Raw genomic sequence first — 21,020 nt, forward strand, 5'->3', positions numbered from 1 at the left:
GCTCTGCCAAGGGCCACAACTTCTCCCGGGGTCAGGCTGGTTGAGCACGTAGTAAGCGCTGTCGGCGCACAGCATCGCGGTGCCGCGGCGCGCGCACCAGAGGGTGCGGGCGACATGTGGGAGAACGGTGGCGGGCGTGATCGTTGCCGAGGCGGCGGAGGGTCCCCGCACGGGGAGTTGTCTTCGCACCTCCGCCGTGTACGCCGACCCGGCGTCACCACGGGGGCGTTGGACCGGTCGAGGGGTGGCCGTCCTGTCGTCCCGGGGCAGGACAGCCGGCGCGCCGGCGGCCGGAAGCGGACCGCCGCGCCTATGGGCGTGAGGCGTTGGGACGTATCGGCTCGCCGTAGCCCCGTGGGCCTCGACGGCCAGGAGGAGTTGCGCGACGGGTCGCCGGCGGGGGCGGCCAGAGGGGCGGCCGCGCCAGCCGCGAGGAGTCCCGGCCGTCGCGGCCGCGTTCAGGACCGTCGCCCGCAGGGACGGTCACCCGTCGGGACGGTCACGCGCTGGGGACGGTCACGCGCGGGCGGCGCAGCCAGGCACGGAACGGTCACTCGACCGGGAAAAGGGAGGCGCTGCCGGGCCGTTGACGGCCCGGCAGCGCCCGACGGTCGCGGTGCGTCAGTCCTCAGCGCCGCGGCGCCTGCGCGCCGCCCACGTGATGCCGCCGCCGGCCGCGATGACCACGGCGGCCGCCGCGGCGATCAGCGGCGTCGAGCTGGACGAACCGGTCTCGGCCAGCCCGGGCGAGGAGGTGCTCGGCGCGGGCGCCGAGGTACTCGGCGTGTCGCTCGGCGTCGGCGAAGGAGGCGTGGGGGACGGTGCGGGGCTGGGGGACCCCTCGTCGCACACGGGTGCCGTCTTCGTCTCGTCGCGCCCGAACTGGTCGCCGTCGCTCGCCGTGATGACGAGGCGGACGGAGAGCTCCTTGTCGTGCTCGGGCAGCTTGAGCGTCCTGCGGAACTCCTTCGCGAACGTCTCGGTCGGCAGCAGGTCCTTGCCATCGACGGTGACGGTCACCGTGTTCTTGGCGTTGGCGCCGTAGTTGGTCAGCTCCAGGCTGACCTCGTCGCAGGTGACGGACCACGTGGGGGTGTGGGCGACCGCGGCGGAGGTGGCGAGTCCGGATCCGAGCGCGCCGACCGCGGCGGCGGCTATCAGAGCCCCGGAACGCCACCGCGTTCTGCTGATTTCTGTCACTGTTCCTCCATGGGTGACACGCCTCCACTGCCGGCGTGTGCGCGCACAGTACCGCCGGGGCACCGGCAGATCGCAGGCAGCGCGAGAGCCCCGTGGAGAAGGGCGGCTGAATTCGTGTCAGCCCTTGGACCGCTCCTTCATGCGCGTCCAGACGGGCAGGACGAACCAGCACAGGACGAACCAGACCACCAGGACGACGACGAGCCAGGCCGCGTGCACGTCGCCGACCACGACACGCATGATGAGCAGCAGCGCCGAGGCCATCGTGCACAGCAGCAGCACCAGGCCCACCATGGTCAGCCGGGACGCCCAGGTCACCGTCTGCGGCTTGAGGCGCTGGCCGCTCAGCATGCGGTGGAAGGAGACCGGGCCGATGAGGACACCGGTGGTCGCGGCGCCCAGCAGCACGGTCACGGCGTAGATGGTGCGGTCGGTGCCGGAGAGCTCCGTGAAGCGTGGCTGAAAGGCGACGGTGAGCAGGAAGCCGAAGAGGATCTGTCCGCCGGTCTGGGCGACACGCAACTCCTGGAGCAGATCGCCGAACCGGCGGTCCGCCCGCTCCTCCTCCGTCTCGTCACGGCCCCGTCGGCCGTGGTCGCTCCTCTTTTCCATCACGGGCTCCCTTCGCATCGGGCGGTGCGCTCACGGCCTGCGCGGCACCTGCCGGTCCGGCCGCCCGTTGACCGCCCGGCAAACGGATCAGCGGCGCAACGACGCCAGCCTCCGTCCGGCCGGGCCGAGGGCCCTGCCCTCGGCGGTCTCCTTCCACGGCTCGGCGCGCGCCTGGTCCGGCGCGTCGGCGATCGTCCAGCGCCGAGCGGTGAGTCCGGGATCGTCCAGTTGGTCCCAGCCGATGGGCACGGCCACCGGGGCGCCCGGTTTGGCCCGCACCGAGTAGGGGGCCACCGCGGTCTGCGCGTATCCGTTGCGCTGGACGTCGAGGTACAGCCGGTCGCCGCGCGCCTGTTTGCGCACCGCGGTGGTGAGGTGCTGCGGGTCGCGGGCGGCGAGCGTCTCGGCCACCTCCTGTGCGAAGGCCCGGGTCTCGTCGAAGCCGGAGGTGCCCGGCAGCGGAACGACGACGTGCAGCCCGCGGGACCCGGTGGTCATCAGCTGTGAGGGCAGCCGCAGTTCGTCGAGCAGTTCGCCGAGCCCGTGGGCCGCCCTGCGCACCGCCTCGAAGTCGTCGCCCGGCGGGTCGAGGTCGAACACGAGCCGGTCGGGGTGGTCGGGCGCCTTCACCCGGGACTGCCAGCGGTGGAAGGTGACGCATGCCTGGTCGACGAGGTACATGAGCGCGGCGGTGGTGTCGCACACGGTGTGCACGACGGTGCCGCCCTCCTTCTCGACCTCCGCCCTGCCGACCCAGTCGGGGTAGTGCTCGGGGGTGTGCTTCTGCATGAACCGGGGGCCGCCGACGCCGTCCGGGTGCCGCTCCAGCATCAGCGGCCTGCCGCGCAGGTGGGGAAGCATGTACGGCGCGATGCGGCGGTAGTAGGCGGCGAGATCGGCCTTGCTGATCCCGTCGTCGGGGAACAGCAGTTTGTCGGGGCGTTTGATCTCGACGCTGCGGTCGCCCGCCGCCACCCGGTGCGTGCTCATGGGCTCACCATCGCCTCCGCGACGAGCAGCCGCACGGCGGCGGCGATCGACTCGGCGTCGATGCCCGCCGCGTGCAACTGCTCCTGGGACGTGGCGGAGGCGGGCACGCCGCGTACCCCGAGGCGTACGAGCCGGGGCGAGGGACGGCCGTCGGCGAACGCCTCGGCCACCGCGTCGCCGAGACCGCCCTCGGGGTGGTGGTCCTCGACGGTGATCAGGCAGCCGGTGTCGTCGGCGGCCGTCTGCAGGGTCGCCGTGTCGACGGGCTTGACGCTGTACGCGTCCACGACACGCACCGCGATCCCCTCGCGTTCGAGCGCCTGGGCGGCTGCCAGCGCCTCGTGGACGGTCACGCCGGCGGCGATGACGCAGGCGCGGTCGCGACTGGAGGAGCGCAGCACCTTGGAGCCGCCGACGGGAAACTCCTCGTCGCGGCCGTAGAGCACCGGCATGTCGGAGCGGCTGGTGCGCAGGTAGCTGATGTTCGGCAGGTCGGCCATGGCGGCGACGAGCCGGACGGTCTGCGGCCCGTCGCAGGGGTACAGCACCGTGCTGCCCGGCACCGCGCGGAACAAGGCCAGGTCCTCCAGGCCCATCTGCGACGGACCGTCCTCGCCGATGGCGACACCGGCGTGCGAGCCGACGAGGTTGATGGAGGCGCGGCTGACGGCGGCCATGCGGATGAAGTCGTGGGCGCGGGTGAGGAAGGCGGCGAAGGTGGCGGCGAAGGGGACGTAGCCGCGGGCGGCCATGCCGACGGCGGCGGCGACCAGCTGCTGTTCGGCGATGTAGCACTGGAAGTAGCGACCGGGATGCTCCTTGGCGAACAGCTCGGTGCGGGTCGAGTCGCCGACCTCGGCGTCGAGGGCGACGACGTCGGTGCGGGCGGAGCCGAGGGCGGCGAGGGCCTGGCCGTAGGCGGTGCGGGTGGCGACCTCGTCACCGGTCTCGTACACCGGCAGGGTCAGTCCGCCGCCGCGCCGGTGGAGCACGCGCACCTCGGGCGGGGGTGCCACGTCGACCCTGGCGTCACGGACGCCGCCGAGCTCCCTGACCGCCTCCTCCGCGTCCGGGACCGGCTTGCCGTGCTTGCCCTCCTGGTCCTGCACGGCGGCCACCCCGTGTCCCTTGTGCGTCCGGGCCAGCACGGCGGTGGGGCGGCCGGCGGTCGCGGCCGCGTCGCTGAGGGCGGCATCGATCGCCGTGACGTCGTGCCCGTCGATGCGCAGCGTGTGCCAGCCGAACGCCCCCAGCCGGCGGGCGTAGGCATCGAGGTCCCAGCCGAACCGGGTGGGGCCCCGCTGGCCGAGCCGGTTGACGTCGACGATCAGCGTCAGATTGTCGAGCTTCTCGTACGCCGCGTGCTCGACGGCCTCCCACACGGAGCCCTCCGCCATCTCGCTGTCGCCGGAGAGGACCCAGACCCGGTAGGGGATCTGGTCGAGCCTCTTCCCGGCGAGCGCCATGCCGACGCCGACCGGCAGCCCCTGCCCCAGCGACCCGGTGGCCACGTCGACCCAGGGCAGGCGGGGCGTCGGATGGCCTTCGAGGCGGCTGTCGCGTTTGCGGAAGGTCAGCAGCTCGTCCTCGTCGATCGCCCCGGCGGCCCGGAAGAGGGCGTACAGCAGGGGCGACGCATGGCCCTTGGAGAGCACGAGCCGGTCGTTGCCGGGGTGCTCGGGCCGGGTGAAGTCGTAGCGCAGATGCTTGGCGAGGAGTACGGCGCCGATGTCGGCCGCGGACATGGAGGACGTGGGGTGTCCGGAGCCCGCGGCGTCGGCCGCGCGTACCGCGTCGACGCGCAACTGCTGTCCGAGCTCGGCCAGTTCTTCGGCTTGGGCTGTTGAGACATGCATCTCTTCGCTCCTTGGGAGGGGTGCCGCGGACGCGGACATGGGGAGCGCTGTGCGGGTGCCCGCACGCCCGGTCGTCAAACCGGCACCGGATGCCGGGCCCTCCCCCTGCGGGGGCGAAAAGGGCAGGTCACTCGTAGGTGCGGTGGTTCGGCTTGTCCTCGACGACCGGTGTCGAGGGCGGTACGACGACGCGGCGCCGCCTGGCGATGCTCGTGAAGGTGGCCACGCCGATGAAGCCGACGGCCATCAGGATCACGCCGATGACGTCGAGGTTCGCCCCCTCGACCTCCCAGTCGGTCGCGAACGTGAGTATTGCCCCGGCGGCGATCAGGATGATGCACCCGCCCAGACCCATGCGACTCACCTCTTCCGTTCTTCCGGTCCGCGCGCCTTCTGTTCTGCTTCGCGCCGATTCGCTGTCCGATGCGGGTACCCGACCGCGGTAGGGACATGCCCCGGATAGTTCACGCTGCGCAAAGGATCAAGAGCGGACCGGAGAGGGCAAGGTCACAGCCTTCTCCCCTGCTGCACCTTTGCGCCGCTGTCCTAACATCCGAGCATGACGGTCCTCCCCGATGACGGGTTCTCACTGGCCGCCGAGTTCCCGGATGCGACCCATGAGCAGTGGCAGCGCCTGGTCGAAGGCGTGCTGCGCAAGGCAGGCAAGGACGCCCAGGGCACGGCGGCCGAGGAAGCGCTGTCCACGGCCCTCGAGGACGGGATCACCACCCGTCCCCTGTACACGGCGGGCAGTGGTGCCGACGGCGCCGGCCTTCCCGGCTTCGCCCCCTTCACCCGGGGCGGCAGGCCCGAGGGCGGCGTGGTGTCCGGCTGGGACGTGCGCCAGCGCCACGACCGGCCCGATCCGGCGGCGGCCAACGAAGCGGTGCTCACCGACCTGGAGAACGGCGTCACCTCGCTCTGGCTGACCGTCGGCGCGTCCGGGCTGCCCGTCGACGCGCTGGGCGCGGCGCTGGACGGCGTCCTCCTCGATCTCGCTCCGGTCGTGCTCGACGCGGGCGACGACTTCGCGCGCGCGGCCGAGGCACTGCTGCGGCTGTACGAGGAGCGCGGCGTGGCCCCCGCGGCGGCGCTCGGCAACCTCGGCGCGGATCCGCTCGGCCTCGCCGCCCGCACCGGCCGGTACGACGGTCTCGACGACCGGATGGCCGCGGCCGCCGCTCTCGCCGTCCGGTGCGACGCGTCGTACCCGGGCCTGCGTGCCGTGACCGCGGACGCCCTGCCGTACCACGAGGCGGGCGCGACGGCGGCGCAGGAACTGGGCTGCTCCCTGGCGAGCGGTGTCGCGTGGCTGCGTGAACTGACGGCCGCGGGGCTGGGCGTGGACGCCGCCTGCGGGCAGCTGGAGTTCCGGTACGCGGCCACCGCCGACCAGTTCCTGACGATCGCGAAGCTGCGGGCCGCGCGCAGGCTGTGGTCCCGTGTCGCCGAGGTGTGCGGCGCCGCCGACGGCGCGGGGGCGCAGCGCCAGCACGCGGTGACGTCGTCGGTGACGATGACCCGCCGCGACCCGTGGGTGAACATGCTGCGCACGACGGTGGCCTCGCTGGCCGCCGGCGCGGGCGGTGCCGACGCGGTGACCGTGCTGCCCTTCGACCACGCGCTGGGCCTGCCGGACGCGTTCGCGCGCCGGATCGCCCGCAACACCTCCACCATCCTGCTGGAGGAGTCGCACATGGGCCGGGTGATCGACCCGGCGGGCGGCTCCTGGTACGTCGAGCGGCTCACGGACGAGCTGGCGCAGGCCGCGTGGGCGTGGTTCCAGGAGGTCGAGCGCGCCGGCGGCCAGGCGGCCGCGCTCCGCGGCGGCCTGGTCGGCGAGCGGATCGGCGCCGCGTGGGAGAGCCGCAGCCGCCGGCTCGCCACGCGCCGCGAACCGGTCACCGGGGTCAGCGAGTTCCCGCTGCTGGCCGAGGCGCCGGTGGAGCGCGACGCCGCTCCGCCGCGGCCGTCGGGTGGTCTGCCGGTGGTGCGCCGGGACGAGGCGTTCGAGGCGCTGCGGGCCCGTTCGGACGCGCACCTGGCGGCCGCGGGCGCGCGGCCGAAGGTGTTCCTCGCGGCCCTCGGGCCGGCGTCCGCGCACACCGCGCGGGCGACGTTCGCCGCCAACCTGTTCCAGGCGGGCGGCATCGAGCCGGTCCACGACCCGGTGAGCGTCGACGCGGCGTCCGCCGGCGCGGCGTTCGCCGCGAGCGGCGCGCAGGTGGCGTGCGTGTGCTCGAGCGACGCGGTGTACGCGGAGCAGGCGGGGCCGGTGGCCGAGGCCCTCAAGTCGGCCGGCGCGCGGTGGGTGTTCCTCGCCGGCCGCCCCGGCGAGCAGCGTGAGACGTACGAGAAGGCCGGGGTCGACGAGTTCGTCGTCGCGGGCGGTGACGCGGTCGCCGTGCTGACCTCGGTGCTCGACCGGATCGGAGTGGCGTGATGGGAATCCCGGATTTCGCGGGGATCGAGCTGGGCCAGGCCCCAAGTACCGGCGCGGGCACGGCCGGTGCGGACCGCTGGCGTGCGGCCGTCGCGGCGGCCACCGGCAAGGACGCGGACGAGCTGGTGTGGGAGACGCCGGAGGGCATTCCGGTCAAGCCCCTGTACACGGACGGCGATCTGGAGGGTGTCGACTTCCTCGGCACGTATCCGGGCGTCGCCCCGTTCCTGCGCGGCCCGTACCCGACGATGTACGTCAACCAGCCCTGGACGATCCGTCAGTACGCCGGTTTCTCCACGGCCGAGGAGTCGAACGCCTTCTACCGGCGCAATCTGGCCGCCGGGCAGAAGGGCCTGTCGGTGGCCTTCGACCTGCCGACGCACCGCGGCTACGACAGCGACCATCCGCGGGTGACCGGCGACGTCGGCATGGCGGGGGTGGCGATCGACTCGATCCTCGACATGCGGCAGCTGTTCGACGGCATCCCGCTGGACCGGATGAGCGTGTCGATGACGATGAACGGCGCGGTGCTGCCCGTCCTGGCGCTGTACATCGTGGCCGCCGAGGAGCAGGGCGTACCGCCCGAGAAGCTGGCCGGGACCATCCAGAACGACATCCTCAAGGAGTTCATGGTCCGCAACACCTACATCTATCCGCCGGCTCCCTCGATGCGGATCATCTCGGACATCTTCGCGTACACCTCGCAGAAGATGCCGCGCTACAACTCGATCTCGATCTCCGGCTACCACATCCAGGAGGCCGGGGCGACGGCCGACCTGGAGCTCGCGTACACGCTGGCCGACGGCCTGGAGTACCTGCGGGCCGGTATCGCGGCGGGACTGGACGTGGATGCGTTCGCGCCGCGTCTTTCGTTCTTCTGGGCGATCGGCATGAACTTCTTCATGGAGGTCGCCAAGCTGCGGGCCGCACGGCTGCTGTGGGCGAAGCTGGTGAAGAAGTTCGACCCGAAGAGCCCGAAGTCGCTGTCACTGCGCACGCATTCGCAGACATCGGGCTGGTCGCTCACCGCTCAGGACGTGTTCAACAACGTCACGCGCACCTGCATCGAGGCGATGGCGGCGACGCAGGGGCACACGCAGTCGCTGCACACCAACGCCCTCGACGAGGCGCTGGCCCTGCCGACCGACTTCTCGGCGCGCATCGCCCGCAACACCCAGCTCCTGCTCCAGCAGGAGTCGGGCACCTGCCGGGTCATCGACCCGTGGGGCGGCAGCGCGTACGTGGAGAAGCTCACGCACGACCTGGCCCGGCGTGCCTGGCAGCACATCGAGGAGGTCGAGGCGGCGGGCGGCATGGCGAAGGCCATCGACGCCGGCATCCCGAAGCTGCGGGTGGAGGAGGCCGCGGCCCGTACGCAGGCCCGGATCGACTCCGGCCGCCAGCCGGTGATCGGCGTGAACAAGTACCGGGTGGCGTCCGACGAGCAGATCGAGGTGCTCAAGGTCGAGAACTCCCAGGTGCGGGCCCAGCAGGTGGAGAAGCTGCGCAGGCTGCGGGCCGAGCGCGACGAGGCGGCCTGCCAGGACGCGCTGCGCGCGCTGACCGCGGCGGCCGAGGCCGGACCCGCGCAGGGCGGCGGCCTGGAGGGCAACCTGCTGGCGCTGGCCGTGGACGCGGCCCGTGCCAGGGCGAGCGTCGGGGAGATCTCCGACGCCCTGGAGAAGGTGTACGGCCGGCACTCGGGCCAGATCCGTACGATTTCGGGCGTGTACCGGAACGAGGCAGGCATGTCACCCGCGGTGAACCGCACCCGTGCCCTGGTGGACGCGTTCGAGGAGGCCGAGGGCCGCAGGCCGCGCATCCTGGTCGCCAAGATGGGGCAGGACGGGCACGACCGCGGCCAGAAGGTGATCGCGACCGCCTTCGCCGACCTCGGTTTCGACGTGGACGTCGGCCCGCTGTTCCAGACGCCGGCCGAGGTGGCGCGGCAGGCGGTCGAGGCGGACGTGCACATCGTCGGCGTCTCCTCGCTCGCGGCCGGCCATCTGACGCTGGTGCCGGCCCTGCGGGAGGAACTCGCGGCCGAGGGGCGCGAGGACATCATGATCGTGGTCGGCGGCGTGATCCCGCCCCAGGACGTCCAGGCGCTGCACGACGCGGGCGCGGCCGCGGTCTTCCCGCCGGGCACGGTGATCCCGGACGCGGCGAGGGACCTGGTGCACACGCTGGCGGGCTCCCTCGGCCACGAGTTGTAGGCCCATGCCGCCGAAGATCGACATCGACGCCTACGTCAAGGGCGTGCGGGACGGGTCGCGGGCGTACGTCGCCCGCGCCGTCACGCTCGTCGAGTCCACCCGCGCCGACCACAAGGTGCTGGCGCAGCAGTTGCTCACCGAGCTGCTGCCGTTCGCGGGCGCGGCCCGGCGGGTGGGCATCAGCGGTGTGCCCGGCGTCGGCAAGTCCACGTTCATCGACGCGCTCGGGTCGATGCTCACGGGCCGCGGTCATCGGGTCGCGGTCCTCGCGGTCGACCCGTCGTCCACCCGGACCGGCGGCTCCATCCTGGGCGACAAGACCCGGATGGAGCGGCTCGCGACGGACCCGGCCGCCTTCGTGCGGCCCTCCCCCAGCGCGGGCACGCTCGGCGGTGTGGCGAAGGCGACCCGCGAGACGGTCATCGTGATGGAGGCCGCCGGGTACGACGTCGTGCTGGTCGAGACCGTCGGCGTCGGCCAGTCCGAGACCGCGGTCGCCGACATGGTCGACTCATTCCTGCTGCTGAGTCTCGCCCGCACCGGGGACCAGCTCCAGGGCATCAAGAAGGGCGTGCTGGAGCTCGCGGACGTGATCGCCGTGAACAAGGCGGATGGCCCGCACGAGCGCGACGCCCGGTCCGCCGCCCGGGAACTGGCCGGCGCCCTGCGGCTGATGCAGCCGGCCGACGCCGCCTGGACTCCCCCGGTGCTGTCGTGCAGCGCTCGCGAGGGCACCGGACTCGACGCGGTGTGGGAGCGGGTGGAACAGCACCGGACGGTGCTGGAGTCGACGGGGCGGCTGGCGGCGAAGCGGCGTGACCAGCAGATCGACTGGACCTGGGCCATGGTCCGCGACGCGCTGGTGGAACGGCTGCACCGGCACCCGGCCGTGCGGGATCTCGCGCCGGACGTCGAGCGCCGGGTCAGGGAGGGCACGCTGACCGCGACGCTCGCGGCGGAGCGCCTGCTCGAGGCGTTCACGCGGCCGCGGTAGACGACCCGCGACCGTACGAGCCGGGCGCGGACCGCCGTCCGCACCCGGCCTCATCCCATCGGCCGCTCGACCGGCCGTCCGGGTCCCCCGGCCGGCCCGCTCCAAACCCCGGTCCCCGTCGTGGTGTCGCGGCCGGTGGCGCGGGTACTCGCCTCGGCCGACCAGCCGACGGGACAGAGCGAGGAGCGTGCGTCATGCTGATCGCATTTCTGACGGCCCACGAGGGCGTGGAGCAGATCGAGCTCACCGACCCGTGGGAGGCCGCGAAGAAGGCGGGCCACGAGCCGAGGCTGATCGCAACGCGCCCCGGCACGGTGCAGGCCTTCCGCCATCTCGACAAGGCGGACACCTTCCCGGTGGACCAGGTGGTGTCCGAAGCGTCCGCCGACGACTACGACGCGCTGGTGCTGCCCGGCGGCGTGGCCAATCCGGACGCGCTGCGCATGGACGGCAAGGCCGTCGCCTTCGTACGGGCCTTCTTCCAGGCGGGCAAGCCGGTCGCCGCGATCTGCCACGGCCCGTGGACGCTGGTGGAGGCCGATGTCGTCCGGGGGCGCACCCTGACGTCCTGGCCGAGCCTGCGCACCGACATCCGCAACGCGGGCGGCGACTGGGTGGACGAGCAGGTGCAGGTCTGCCAGGCGGCGCCGAGCACCCTGATCACGAGCCGCAAGCCGGGTGACCTCAAGGCGTTCTGCGAGGCGTTCACCACCGAGTTCGCGCGCGTCTCCGGGGTCACGGCGGGCCGCTGATCGAAGGCGGCACCGGGGCGTGGCCCCGGTGCCGCTGCGGCCCGGCAACCGGTCGGCTGCGCAGCCGGCATCCGATCAGCTGTGCCCGCGGGAGCGGGCGCCCTCGCGCGTGCGTCCCGAGGCGACCGGGCGCTCGGGGTGGCGTCGCAGGTATTCGCCCTCCAGCTCCTTCATGCGCACGTCGTGCGCCGCGAACGCGGCCGCCGACCCGTACAGCAGCGTGTCGTGGCGGCTGCGGTGGATGCTCTCCAGCTCGCGCAGCAGGTCCTGCTCCTCCAGGCGTGCCGGGTCGACGCCCTGGCGCTCGGTCTCGTTCACGGCCAACCGTCCCTTCCGATCGTCGCTGTGCCCCGCGCCCCCTCGACGGGCGCGGAGCGGCGTGTCGCCGCCCACCCCGCGGGTACCCGCTCGTGACGCGATATCCGGCCTCCGAGGGAGGAAGACCATGGAGCCGGCGATTCTCACTCCTCTCCACGAGCGTCCCGGACCGTGGGCGAGCGTGCAGGTCGGCACGGCCTGGACGGAGGAGTCCACCCCCGCCGGGCGCCACACGCTGCCACACCGGCCGCACGGGAAGGGCGAGCGGACATGACCACGCGGACCGCGTCCCCCACGCAACAGCGCGAGGTCCTGCGGGTGCTGCTGGACGAGCACGGCAGCACCTACGCCGAGGAGGCGGGCATCCGGCTGAAGGACACGCCGCAGCCGCTGTACCGGCTGCTGGTGCTCACCTGTCTGCTGAGCGCCCGTATCCGCAGCTCGGCCGCGGTCGCCTCCGCGCGGGAACTCAGCGGCGCTGGGATGCGCAGCGCCCGCGCCATGGCCGGCGCCTCCTGGCAGGACAGGGTCGACGCCCTCGGCAGGGGCGGCTACCGGCGCTACGACGAGAGCACGGCGACACAGCTGGGCAAGGCGGCCGAGCTGGTCCTCGACAAGTACGGCGGAGATCTGCGCCGCATGCGCGAGGAGGCGGGCAAGGATGCCGGCGAGCTGCGGAAGCTGCTGCGTCAGGTGCCGGGTCTCGGACCTGCCGGGGTGGAGATCTTCCTGCGTGAGGTGCAGGGCTTGTGGCCCGAGGCGGGTCCGCTGCTGGACGACAAGGCCCTGGACGGTGCCCGCCGGCTGGGGCTGCCCGCCGACGCGCAGACCCTGCTGAAATCGGCCCGCGGCCTGAAGTCCGTGCGGAACAACGACCCGGCGCACCTCGCGGCGGCGCTCGTCCGGGCGGCGGTCGACACGGGGGTCGCCGACGCGGTGACGGCGGAGGCCGGCGGGGCGGCTGCGAAGAGCTGATCGACGCCGGCGGGACGCGACGGGGGGCGACGAGTTCACCGGCGACGGGCCGCCGAAGGTTTCGGCACATGGTTCGGCCGGCCGGGTGACAGGGGTGCGCCCGGCCGGCCGGACCGCTGGAGGGTTGGAGGGGATCGGCCCGAAAGGCCGTCACTTGCCGAGGGAGCGCTTCAGTTCGGCCTTGTTCATGGAGGAGCGGCCGTGCACGTTGCGGCGCTGCGCCTCCGCGTACAGCTGGTCGTACGTGGGGCCCTCGGAGCCCTTGCCCGAACGCTTCCCGCCGCGGCTGGAGGAGGACATGTCCTGCTTGGACGTCTTGCTCGCCGTACGGGACTCGCCGGAACGGGCCCGTTCCTTGTTGACCGTCCGCGCCGCGATCTCCTTGGCGCGCTTGCTGCTCTCGCCGCGTTGCTCGGCGCTCTCCTTGATGTGCTCGTACTGCCGTTCCCTCTTGGGGCTGGAACCGCGGGGCATGACTACTCCTTCGACCGGGACGGAACCGACCCGTCCACCGTGCGCCGCACCGAACGGTGCCGCAATCGCCGCCGCCGGGCGCTGCGGCGATCGGGTACTGCGGGTACCCGCACCGGACGCGGGCAATCGGGCAGAGGCTGGGTGTCCGGCGAAGTGACAGGGGTGCCGGACGCCCGCCGGTGCGCACAAGTGCCGGGGCTCCCCGCCGCGCGTAAACTCCACAGCGGGGCGGCGATCGTTCCCGGTCGCCCGCGCTGCCCGAGAGGGAGTGGTCGAGACACATGCCTGCGCACGCGCCCTTCGAGGGAGGCGGCGGGCAGAGCCACACACCGGCGATCCTCCAGCGGCTCACCGAGGAGAACGCCGCGCTGCGGGACGGCATCACCCGACGCCATCTGACCGACGTGGCCACCGGCATCCTCGCCGCACAGTTGCAGACCTCGCCGTCCGAGGCGGCCGAGCACCTGATGCGGCTGGCGCGGGCCGCCGCGGCGAGCCCGGAGGACATCGCCGCCGACATCGTCAACGGTGTGGCCGGGTCCATCACGGTCTCCGCGCCCCCTGCTCCCGACCGCGAGCCGGAGGACGCCGTGCGGACCGACGCGCGCCGGCTGCGCCGGGTCACGGCCGCGGCGGAGGCCGAGGAGTCCGTCTCCAGGGGTGCCGCGACGCTCCTCGACGGCGGGCTGCGTCCGCTCGGGGTGGAGGCGCTGTGGCTGTGGCGGCTGACGGATGCCGGCTGCCTGGAGCTCATGGGGCATGCGGGAGTCGGCGCCCTGGAGGCGGCCCAGTGGCGGTGGATCCCGCCGGCCGCGCCGTTGCCCGTGCGCAGGGCGCTCACGGACGGCGAGCCGGTCTGGCTGCCGGACGGTCCCGCCGACGGGGACGTGCTGCCCGGGCCCACCGCGCGGGCCGCGCGGGCCGTCCTCCCGCTGCGGACGCGTGGCTCCGCGGTGGGTCTCGCCCTGGCCGTCTGGCCGGACAGCACCGAGCTGGACGAGCGGCTGCGTGTCTCGCTGCCCGCGCTCGTGGAGGTCGCGGGCCGGCTGCTGGGCGCGGCGGCGGAGCCGGCCGCCGAACTGCCCGCGCTGGACGACCTCCTGGACTCCCTGGTGAGTCCCGCGATGACGCTGCACCGGGATCCGGGCGAGGCGTCCCTGACGGTCGAGCACGTCAACGCGCAGGCGGCCGAGGCCCTCGGCGGCGCGCACCGGGTGGCGGGCCGTCCGATCGAGGTGGCGTTCCCCCTGGTGCACCGGGACCTGTCGGCGATGGCCCGCCGCGCACAGTACGCGGGCTTCCTCCAACGGGCGGCGCGGCTACCCGCCGAGCACAACGGCGCCGAGACCCCCGCCCCGCTCCTGGACGTGCGGGTCCTTCCGGCGGGCCGGGACCGCGCCGTCGTCCTGTGGCACACGGTGAGCGACCGCCGCACGGCGGTGGGGCGGGCCGTGGGACGGCTGCAGGGCCTCGCGCTGTTCGAGGACGACCTGACGACGGGCCGGACGACGTGGACGGCGCAGACGTACGCGATCTTCGGCATGGCCCCGGACGCGGTCCCGCTGCCCCTGTCCGCACTGCGCTCGCGCGTGCATCCCGAGGACGTGGACGACCTCACGGAGCTGCTCACCGATGTGGTGGAGCGCCGCAAGGGCGCATCGGCCGTGGTCCGGGTGGTACGGCAGGACGGCGGCCCCCGTCATGTACGGATCGCCGCCGAGCCGCTGCTGCGCGAGTCCACGCTCACCGGGATCACGGGCGTCTACCAGGACATCTCCGCCGAGTACCACACGGAGGTGGCGCTCACCGCGACGTTCGACCAGCTCAACGCGGTGCGCGCGCAGGCCGTCCTGCGGCACCGGCTGGTGCTCCAGTTGCAGCAGGCCATCGTGCCCGAGATCCCGTCACCGGCCCGGCTGCCGGGACTGAGCGCGGCGGCCCGCTACCGCCCGGCGGCGGCGGAGTACCGGGTCGGCGGCGACTGGTACGACATCCTGCCGCTGCCGGACGGGCAGGTGATGGTGGCGGTCGGCGACGTCGCGGGACACGGGATCGACTCGGCCACGGGCATGGTCGCCCTGCGCAACGCCCTGCGGGGGCTGGCGTTCACGGGGCATCGGCCCGGCCGGCTCATGGGCTGGCTCAACGAGGTGACGCTGCACGCGCCGGGGCACCCCACGGCCACGGCCGTGTGCGCGCTGTACGACCCGGCGGAGCGCGTCCTGCGCTGGGCGAGCGCGGGCCATCTGCCGCTGCTGCTGGTCCGTGAGGGCAGGGCCCGGCTGCTGGAGCCGCCGCACGACATCCTGCTCGGCGCCCTGCCGACGTCCTCCTACGACGAACGGACGACCGCGCTGCTTCCCGGTGACACGCTGCTGCTGTTCACGGACGGTCTCATCGAGCGGCGTCACGACGGCCTGGACAAGGGGCTGGACGCGCTGCGCCTGACCGCGGAGGAACTCGGCCCGTGCTCCGTCGGTGAGCAGGTGGACCGGCTGCTCGGGGCGGCCACCGGCGACACGGACGACGACACCAGCCTCATCGCCATCCGTACCTCCTGACGCCGGGCCGGGCCGTCGCGCCCTCGGCCACCGCCTGCGGCTCCGCTCCGGCCGCCCTCCGTACGCGGACTGCGCGCACAGCCCGGGCCGTCGCGTCGCCCGCGGTCACGGGCGGCGCGGCTCTCCCAGCAGGGCCCGGATCTTCGCCAGCAGCCTGATGGCGTCCACGGGCTTGGCCACGTAGTCGTCGGCGCCCGCGGCGAGGGCGTCGGCCCTGTCGCCCGGCATGGCCTTGGCGGTGACGACGATGACCGGGACGTGCCGGGCGCGCGGGAGGTCCCGCATGGCGGCCATGGTCGCGTAGCCGTCCATGCCCGCCATCATCACGTCCATCACGACGAGTCCGATCTCGTCGTGGGTCCGCAGCAGTTCGATGCCTTCCCTGCCGTTGTCGGCCGCCAGGACGCTGATGCCCTCGCGCTCGAGGATCTCGGTGAGGGCGAACACGTTGCGCCTGTCGTCGTCCACGACGAGGACGGTGTGACCGGCGGCGGGAATGCCCCGGGCGGCCATGTCCGTCTCGTCCGCGGCGGTGCCGTCGGCGACCGACGCCTGCAATGCGCCGCCGCGCCCGTGGACCGGCAGGAAGAGGGTGAAGCAGCTGCCGCGTCCGGGGGCGCTGTCCACCTCGATCACACCGCCCAGCAGGCTGGCGACCTCCCGGCTGATGGACAGGCCGAGTCCGGTGCCGCCGTAGTGGCGTGAGCTGGTGCCGTCGCCCTGCTGGAAGGCGCCGAACATGCTCTCCAGGCGGTCGGCGGGGATGCCGATGCCGGTGTCGCGGACGTGGAAGGCGACGACGGTGCCGGTGCCGCGCAGGGGGGCGGGCACCTTGTCGTCGGGGACGTTCGCGACGCGCAGCTCGACCCGCCCCTGTTCGGTGAACTTCAGGGCGTTGGACAGCAGGTTGCGCAGTATCTGGCGCAGCCGCGACTCGTCGGTGGTCAGGCGGTCGGGCGTGCCGGGTTCCGCGATCACCTCGAAGGCGAGGTCGTGCTCGCCCGCGACGGGCCGGAAGGTGGCCTCGACGTACTCCATGAGGTCGGACAGGGCGAACGGGGCCGGGTGGACGGGCATCTTGCCGGCCTCGACCTTCGACAGGTCCAGGATGTCGTTGATGAGCTGGAGCAGGTCGGAGCCGGCCGAGTGGATGACCTGCGCGTAGTCGACCTGCTTCTCGGTCAGGTTGCCCTCGAGGTTCTGTGCGAGGAGCTGGGCCAGGATGAGCAGGCTGTTGAGCGGGGTGCGCAGTTCGTGGCTCATGTTGGCCAGGAACTCGGACTTGTACATCGACGTGCGGGACAGCTGCTGGGCCCGCGCCTCCAGTTCCTGGCGGGCCTGCTCGATCTCCAGGTTCTTGCGCTCGATGTCGCGGTTGCGGTCGGCCAGCAGAACCGCCTTCTCCTTGAGTTCGGCGTTGGAGCGCTGGAGCTCCTCCTGACGTGCCGTCAGTTCCTTGGAGCGTGTGCTGAGTTCGGCGGTGAGCCGCTGCGACTGCTCCAGCAGTTCGTCGGTGCGGCTGTTGGCGAGCAGGGTGCTGACGTTGACGCCGACGGTCTCGATGAACTGGTCGAGGAAGTCGCGGTGGACGACGGTGAGCGGGCGCACGGCGGCGAGTTCGATGACCGCGAGCACCTGTTCCTCCAGGACGACGGGCAGCACGAGCAGATGGCTCGGGTCGGTGCTTCCGGTGCCGGTCGTGACGGTGGCGTAGCCGGATGGCAGGTCGTGCACCTCGACGGGGCGGCGGCTGTGCGCGGCCTGGCCGACGAGGGACTGGCCGAAGCGGAAGCGGCGCGGTGGGGCGCCGGGGCCCTCGGGAGAGCCGTACGAGGCGATCATGACGAGTTCAAGCCCGTCGGGTCCCTCCTCGGCCAGGAAGAATCCGCCGTACTGGGCGCGGACGAGCGGCGGGAGCTCCTCCATGATGCGTTCGGCGACCACGTCGAGGTTGCGGGTGCCCTGCATCAGGCCGGACATCCGGGCGAGGTTGCTCTTGAGCCAGTCCTGCTCCTCGTTGGCGCGGATGGTGGCGCGCAGGGACTCCACCATCGCGTTGATGTTGTCCTTGAGGTCCCCGACCTCGCCCGGGGCCTCGACCGTGATGGAGCGGGTGAGGTCCCCCTCGGCGACGGCACTGGTGACCTCCGCGATGGCCCGCACCTGACGGGTCAGGTTGCCGGCGAGTTCGTTGACGTTGTGGGTGAGCCGTTTCCAGGTGCCGGAGACGCCCTCGACCTCCGCCTGCCCGCCCAGCCGGCCCTCGCTGCCGACCTCGCGGGCCACCCGGGTGACCTCCGCCGCGAACGAGGAGAGCTGGTCGACCATCGTGTTGATGGTGGTCTTCAGCTCCAGGATCTCGCCGCGGGCGTCGACGTCGATCTTGCGGGTGAGGTCGCCGCGGGCGACGGCCGTGGTGACCTGGGCGATGTTGCGCACCTGGTTGGTGAGGTTGTTCGCCATCGAGTTGACGTTGTCGGTGAGGTCCTTCCAGGTGCCGGAGACACCGCGGACGTTGGCCTGTCCGCCGAGGTTGCCGTCCGTGCCGACCTCGCGGGCCACCCGGGAGACCTCCTCGGCGAACGAGGAGAGCCGGTCGACCATCGTGTTGATGGTCTCCTTGAGTTCGAGTATCTCGCCCCGTGCGTCGACGCGGATCTTCTGAGTGAGGTCGCCGCGGGCGACGGCGGTGGCGACCTGGGAGATGTTGCGGACCTGGGAGGTGAGGTTGTCGGCCATGGTGTTCACGCCCGACGTCAGCTCGGTCCACACTCCGCTGCCGCGTGTCTCCCGTGCCTGGCCGCCGAGCAGCCCCTGGCCGCCGACCTCGCGGGCGACGCGGGTGACCTCCGAGGTGACCAGGGACAGCTGGTCGACCATCTCGTTGTAGATCCCCGCGATCTCACCGAGCAGGTCCGAGGAGTCGCTCGGCAGCCGGACGGACAGGTCTCCGTCGCGCACGGCGACGAGGCCGGCGAGCAGCTTCCTCAGCTCCTCCTCGCTCAGTTCGGCGGGCGGCCGGCCCGGTTCGGGGCCCGGCGCGGGGGCGGACACATCCATCGCAGACCTCGTGCTGTGGGGAGCGCGGCGCCGCGCGTCACGAGGGCAGACGGCGTCGTCTACGGCTTCCTCCACTGTGGCACGCGGGCATGGGTGGGACACCCCCGCGGACGCTCACGATTCGCCGGCCGTCGCGGTCGGCTCATCCCGGGATGTCGACGGCGAACCACACGGTCTTGCCGGTGCCGTGCCGGGCCGAGCCCCATTCGGCGGAGAGCCGCTCCAGCAGGTAGAGACCGTGTCCGGAGGACCGGGCGGCGCGGTGCGGGCCGTGGGGACGGGGCCGGACGGCGCTGGTGTCGCTGACCTGGACCCAGATGCGGCCGGGCCCCGGGGCGAGCTCCAGCTCGTAAGCGAAGCCGCCGTGCCGGTAGGCGTTGGTCACCACCTCGGACACCAGGAGCAGCACGTCGCCCACGGCCATGGCCATGCCGGGTCCGGTCTGCGGGAACCAGTCGTGCAGGGCCTCCCGCGTCAGGTCCCGGCAGCGCGCCACGACCCCCGGTCCGCCTTCGAGGGCGAACCGGCGGCCGGTCGAGACCGGGCTCAGTTCCGGTGGGCTACCCATAACGTGCCAGTGCCCACCAAATCTGCATCAAAGCACGCAAAAATGGGAATGCCCCCTCACAACAGGGATTCGCCCGACGGTCCCGCTGCAGCCCACAGCGCCGGCCTTCTGCCCCGTCGAAGGAAACCTGATGTCCAGCACCACAGACGCCCAGCCGTCTCCCCCTCTGGAGGCCGCGCCGCCGTGTCCCGGCCGCGCCGCCCGCGCCGCGGTGGCCGGGCTGCCGGAGATCCGTGATCCGCGGGCCGTCAGCCCCGCGGACGCCCGACCGCTCTCGGCGGCGCTCCTGCGACGCCTGGCCGAGCTCGACGAGGGGTCCGCGGAGTACGCGTACGTCCGCAACACGCTGGTCGAGCTCAACCTGAGCCTGGTCAAGTTCGCGGCGGCCCGGTTCGGCAACCGGGCCGAGCCGATGGAGGACATCATCCAGGTCGGCACGATCGGCCTGATCAAGGCGATCAACCGCTTCGACGTGCGGCGGGAGGTGGAGTTCGCCTCCTTCGCGCTGCCGACCGTGGTCGGCGAGATCAAACGGTACTTCCGCGATGCCAGCTGGTCGGTGCGTGTCCCGAGGCGGCTGCAGGAGCTGCGCATCGAGCTCGCGAAGGCACTCGACGTGCTGGAGCAGCGGCTGGGCCGCACGCCCACCACCGCCGAGCTGGCCGAGCACCTGCACGTCAGCGAGGAGGAGGTGCTGGAGGGCGAGCGCGCGTCCAACGGCTACACCGCCCAGTCACTGGACACGGCGGTCAACGACGAGGACGCCTCGACCGGTGTCTCGCGCCGTCTGGGCGTGGAGGACCCGGCGTTCGACATCGTGGACTGCCTGGAAGCGCTCAAGCCGCTCATCGCGACGCTCGACGAGCGCGACCGGCTGATTCTGTCGCTGCGGTTCCGCGAGGAGCTCACCCAGGCCGAGATAGGCGAGCGGCTGGGCATCTCGCAGATGCACGTCTCCCGGCTGCTCGCGCGGATTCTGGCCACGCTGCGCGACGGCATCATGGCCTGACACCGCAGGAATGACGGCACGGCGGTGACACGGCGCGGAGTCACGGCGGAATCACGGCGCGAGGTCACGGCCCGACCGGTCCCGCTCCGCCGGCCGCTGCCCGGCGCCGGGCGGGCGGGCTGTCCCGCGGTGCGCGGGCGGGGGGACCGGGACCTCGACCCAGACCACCTTGCCCGAGCCGCGGGGCTCGGAGCCCCAGGTGCGGGCGAGGCGTTCCAGGATGATCAGGCCGTGGCCGCCGGGCTGGGCGAGGTCGTTCGGCGGGCGGCGGCGCGGCGGCTCGGGGCTGGCGTCCGCGACCTCGATCCGCAACCGCGGCCCCGACTGGTGGAGCACGAGCTCCCGCGGCCCGCCCGCGTGCAGGCAGGCGTTGGTCACGATCTCCGAGACGAGCAGCAGCACGTCCTCGACGACCTCGCCGTTCTCGTCGTCGAGCCCGATCTGGTCCCTGGCCTGCGTCCAGCCCCAGTCGTAGAGCGCGTCCTGCGTGAAGTCGCGGCACCGGCTCACCACGCCCTTCGTGCCGTGCAGCGCCAGCCTGCGGGTCTGTCCCGGGCCGCGGAGGGTCGTGTTGTCCATCGGGCCCCCCGTTATGCCGGCCGCTCGTCCGCCAGCGCTTCCTCGACGCCGGCGTACACCTGGAAGACTGCGTGCGCTCCGGTGATCTCGAACATCCGCGCCACCGGCGGGCGAAGCCCGGCGAGTTCGATCCTGGCCCCCGCCTCCAGCGCGGCCAGCCTCGCGTGCAGCAGGACGTTCAGGCCGGTGGAGTCGCAGAAGCCGAGCGGGCCGCAGTCCACGAGGATGCGCCGGGCCCCCTGGCGCACGTGCAGGGCCAGGGCCTCGCGCAGCGGCTCGGCCGTGTCGTGGTCGAGCTCGCCGCTGAGCGTGAGGACGACGGCGTCCGCCCGCCGCTCAGTGGTCACGGAGAACCGATCGCCTCCGGTGGCCGCCTCGTCTCCGGCCCCTCTGGTGGCTTCCGGGCCCATGGG

The 21,020-nt window shown here is 72.9% G+C and carries 18 protein-coding genes; 7 read left to right on the plus strand and 11 right to left on the minus strand.

Annotated elements, in window-relative coordinates; all coding sequences use genetic code 11:
- Positions 1–621: 621 nt before the first annotated feature.
- The 5 genes from ACLB9X_RS04200 to ACLB9X_RS04220 form a co-directional block, all read right to left on the minus strand.
- A complete protein-coding gene (locus ACLB9X_RS04200; RefSeq protein ID WP_410358840.1) occupies positions 622–1,200 on the minus strand; it encodes an LAETG motif-containing sortase-dependent surface protein in 579 nt (192 codons plus the stop codon).
- Positions 1,201–1,317: 117 nt separating this feature from the next.
- On the minus strand, positions 1,318–1,812 hold the full coding sequence (locus ACLB9X_RS04205) for a DUF6328 family protein (protein ID WP_410358841.1): 495 nt from the start codon (positions 1,810–1,812) through the stop codon (positions 1,318–1,320).
- 87 nt (positions 1,813–1,899) lie between these two features.
- Complete coding sequence (ligD, locus tag ACLB9X_RS04210; RefSeq protein WP_410358842.1) at positions 1,900–2,802, minus strand: non-homologous end-joining DNA ligase; 903 nt, start codon at positions 2,800–2,802, stop codon at positions 1,900–1,902.
- Positions 2,799–4,658 (minus strand): transketolase, encoded by a 1,860-nt coding sequence (locus ACLB9X_RS04215; protein WP_410358843.1) that lies wholly within the window; start codon positions 4,656–4,658, stop codon positions 2,799–2,801. Before ACLB9X_RS04215 ends, ligD begins: the two co-directional genes overlap by 4 nt.
- A gap of 127 nt (positions 4,659–4,785) precedes the next feature.
- Entirely contained in the window at positions 4,786–5,013 is a 228-nt protein-coding gene (locus ACLB9X_RS04220; RefSeq protein WP_410358844.1) for a hypothetical protein, read from the minus strand.
- Positions 5,014–5,217: 204 nt separating this feature from the next.
- Between ACLB9X_RS04220 and ACLB9X_RS04225 the strand changes: the two genes are divergently transcribed.
- From ACLB9X_RS04225 to ACLB9X_RS04240, 4 genes are all read left to right on the plus strand, one after another.
- Complete coding sequence (locus ACLB9X_RS04225) at positions 5,218–7,101, plus strand: methylmalonyl-CoA mutase family protein (RefSeq protein ID WP_410358845.1); 1,884 nt, start codon at positions 5,218–5,220, stop codon at positions 7,099–7,101.
- Positions 7,101–9,317, plus strand: a complete 2,217-nt coding sequence (gene scpA, locus ACLB9X_RS04230) for a methylmalonyl-CoA mutase (protein ID WP_410358846.1) — start codon at positions 7,101–7,103, stop codon at positions 9,315–9,317. The genes ACLB9X_RS04225 and scpA overlap by 1 nt, the downstream gene beginning before the upstream one ends.
- Before the next feature lie 4 nt (positions 9,318–9,321).
- Positions 9,322–10,311 (plus strand): methylmalonyl Co-A mutase-associated GTPase MeaB, encoded by a 990-nt coding sequence (gene meaB / locus ACLB9X_RS04235; RefSeq protein WP_410358847.1) that lies wholly within the window; start codon positions 9,322–9,324, stop codon positions 10,309–10,311.
- A gap of 194 nt (positions 10,312–10,505) precedes the next feature.
- A complete protein-coding gene (locus tag ACLB9X_RS04240) occupies positions 10,506–11,063 on the plus strand; it encodes a type 1 glutamine amidotransferase domain-containing protein (RefSeq protein ID WP_410358848.1) in 558 nt (185 codons plus the stop codon).
- A gap of 75 nt (positions 11,064–11,138) precedes the next feature.
- Here ACLB9X_RS04240 and ACLB9X_RS04245 read toward each other — a convergent pair whose 3' ends face one another.
- The gene (locus ACLB9X_RS04245; protein WP_410358849.1) at positions 11,139–11,381 is read right to left on the minus strand and encodes a DUF6158 family protein; all 243 of its coding nucleotides are present in this window, start codon (positions 11,379–11,381) and stop codon (positions 11,139–11,141) included.
- 270 nt (positions 11,382–11,651) lie between these two features.
- Between ACLB9X_RS04245 and ACLB9X_RS04250 the strand changes: the two genes are divergently transcribed.
- A complete protein-coding gene (locus ACLB9X_RS04250; RefSeq protein ID WP_410358850.1) occupies positions 11,652–12,356 on the plus strand; it encodes an endonuclease in 705 nt (234 codons plus the stop codon).
- A 150-nt stretch (positions 12,357–12,506) separates the two neighbouring features.
- On the opposite strand, the gene ACLB9X_RS04255 is transcribed toward ACLB9X_RS04250, so the two are convergent.
- Entirely contained in the window at positions 12,507–12,830 is a 324-nt protein-coding gene (locus tag ACLB9X_RS04255; RefSeq protein ID WP_410358851.1) for a plasmid stabilization protein, read from the minus strand.
- 281 nt (positions 12,831–13,111) lie between these two features.
- Between ACLB9X_RS04255 and ACLB9X_RS04260 the strand changes: the two genes are divergently transcribed.
- On the plus strand, positions 13,112–15,391 hold the full coding sequence (locus ACLB9X_RS04260) for a SpoIIE family protein phosphatase (RefSeq protein WP_410358852.1): 2,280 nt from the start codon (positions 13,112–13,114) through the stop codon (positions 15,389–15,391).
- A gap of 105 nt (positions 15,392–15,496) precedes the next feature.
- Here ACLB9X_RS04260 and ACLB9X_RS04265 read toward each other — a convergent pair whose 3' ends face one another.
- Together ACLB9X_RS04265 and ACLB9X_RS04270 are read right to left on the minus strand one after the other, a co-directional pair.
- Positions 15,497–18,451 (minus strand): HAMP domain-containing protein, encoded by a 2,955-nt coding sequence (locus ACLB9X_RS04265; protein ID WP_410358853.1) that lies wholly within the window; start codon positions 18,449–18,451, stop codon positions 15,497–15,499.
- A 142-nt stretch (positions 18,452–18,593) separates the two neighbouring features.
- Positions 18,594–19,019, minus strand: coding sequence for an ATP-binding protein (locus tag ACLB9X_RS04270; protein ID WP_410358854.1), 426 nt, complete (start codon positions 19,017–19,019; stop codon positions 18,594–18,596).
- 130 nt (positions 19,020–19,149) lie between these two features.
- On the opposite strand from ACLB9X_RS04270, the gene ACLB9X_RS04275 reads away from it, so the two are divergent.
- Positions 19,150–20,028 (plus strand): SigB/SigF/SigG family RNA polymerase sigma factor, encoded by an 879-nt coding sequence (locus ACLB9X_RS04275; RefSeq protein WP_410358855.1) that lies wholly within the window; start codon positions 19,150–19,152, stop codon positions 20,026–20,028.
- A gap of 51 nt (positions 20,029–20,079) precedes the next feature.
- Here ACLB9X_RS04275 and ACLB9X_RS04280 read toward each other — a convergent pair whose 3' ends face one another.
- Entirely contained in the window at positions 20,080–20,607 is a 528-nt protein-coding gene (locus ACLB9X_RS04280) for an ATP-binding protein (RefSeq protein WP_410358856.1), read from the minus strand.
- 11 nt (positions 20,608–20,618) lie between these two features.
- Entirely contained in the window at positions 20,619–21,017 is a 399-nt protein-coding gene (locus tag ACLB9X_RS04285) for an STAS domain-containing protein (protein WP_410358857.1), read from the minus strand.
- Positions 21,018–21,020: the final 3 nt, after the last annotated feature.

It is taken from the genome of Streptomyces sp. 5K101, assembly GCF_046506645.1.
Lineage (GTDB): Bacteria > Actinomycetota > Actinomycetes > Streptomycetales > Streptomycetaceae > Streptomyces.

Bases quoted from the DNA above. Each gene is read 5' to 3' on its own strand.
- ACLB9X_RS04205 (WP_410358841.1), bottom strand. From the start codon at position 1,812: ATGGAAAAGAGGAGCGACCACGGCCGACGGGGCCGTGACGAGACGGAG.
- ligD (WP_410358842.1), bottom strand. From the start codon at position 2,802: ATGAGCACGCACCGGGTGGCGGCGGGCGACCGCAGCGTCGAGATCAAA.
- ACLB9X_RS04215 (WP_410358843.1), bottom strand. From the start codon at position 4,658: ATGCATGTCTCAACAGCCCAAGCCGAAGAACTGGCCGAGCTCGGACAG.
- ACLB9X_RS04220 (WP_410358844.1), bottom strand. From the start codon at position 5,013: ATGGGTCTGGGCGGGTGCATCATCCTGATCGCCGCCGGGGCAATACTC.
- ACLB9X_RS04225 (WP_410358845.1), top strand. From the start codon at position 5,218: ATGACGGTCCTCCCCGATGACGGGTTCTCACTGGCCGCCGAGTTCCCG.
- scpA (WP_410358846.1), top strand. From the start codon at position 7,101: ATGGGAATCCCGGATTTCGCGGGGATCGAGCTGGGCCAGGCCCCAAGT.
- meaB (WP_410358847.1), top strand. From the start codon at position 9,322: ATGCCGCCGAAGATCGACATCGACGCCTACGTCAAGGGCGTGCGGGAC.
- ACLB9X_RS04240 (WP_410358848.1), top strand. From the start codon at position 10,506: ATGCTGATCGCATTTCTGACGGCCCACGAGGGCGTGGAGCAGATCGAG.
- ACLB9X_RS04250 (WP_410358850.1), top strand. From the start codon at position 11,652: ATGACCACGCGGACCGCGTCCCCCACGCAACAGCGCGAGGTCCTGCGG.
- ACLB9X_RS04255 (WP_410358851.1), bottom strand. From the start codon at position 12,830: ATGCCCCGCGGTTCCAGCCCCAAGAGGGAACGGCAGTACGAGCACATC.
- ACLB9X_RS04260 (WP_410358852.1), top strand. From the start codon at position 13,112: ATGCCTGCGCACGCGCCCTTCGAGGGAGGCGGCGGGCAGAGCCACACA.
- ACLB9X_RS04265 (WP_410358853.1), bottom strand. From the start codon at position 18,451: ATGGATGTGTCCGCCCCCGCGCCGGGCCCCGAACCGGGCCGGCCGCCC.
- ACLB9X_RS04270 (WP_410358854.1), bottom strand. From the start codon at position 19,019: ATGGGTAGCCCACCGGAACTGAGCCCGGTCTCGACCGGCCGCCGGTTC.
- ACLB9X_RS04275 (WP_410358855.1), top strand. From the start codon at position 19,150: ATGTCCAGCACCACAGACGCCCAGCCGTCTCCCCCTCTGGAGGCCGCG.
- ACLB9X_RS04280 (WP_410358856.1), bottom strand. From the start codon at position 20,607: ATGGACAACACGACCCTCCGCGGCCCGGGACAGACCCGCAGGCTGGCG.
- ACLB9X_RS04285 (WP_410358857.1), bottom strand. From the start codon at position 21,017: ATGGGCCCGGAAGCCACCAGAGGGGCCGGAGACGAGGCGGCCACCGGA.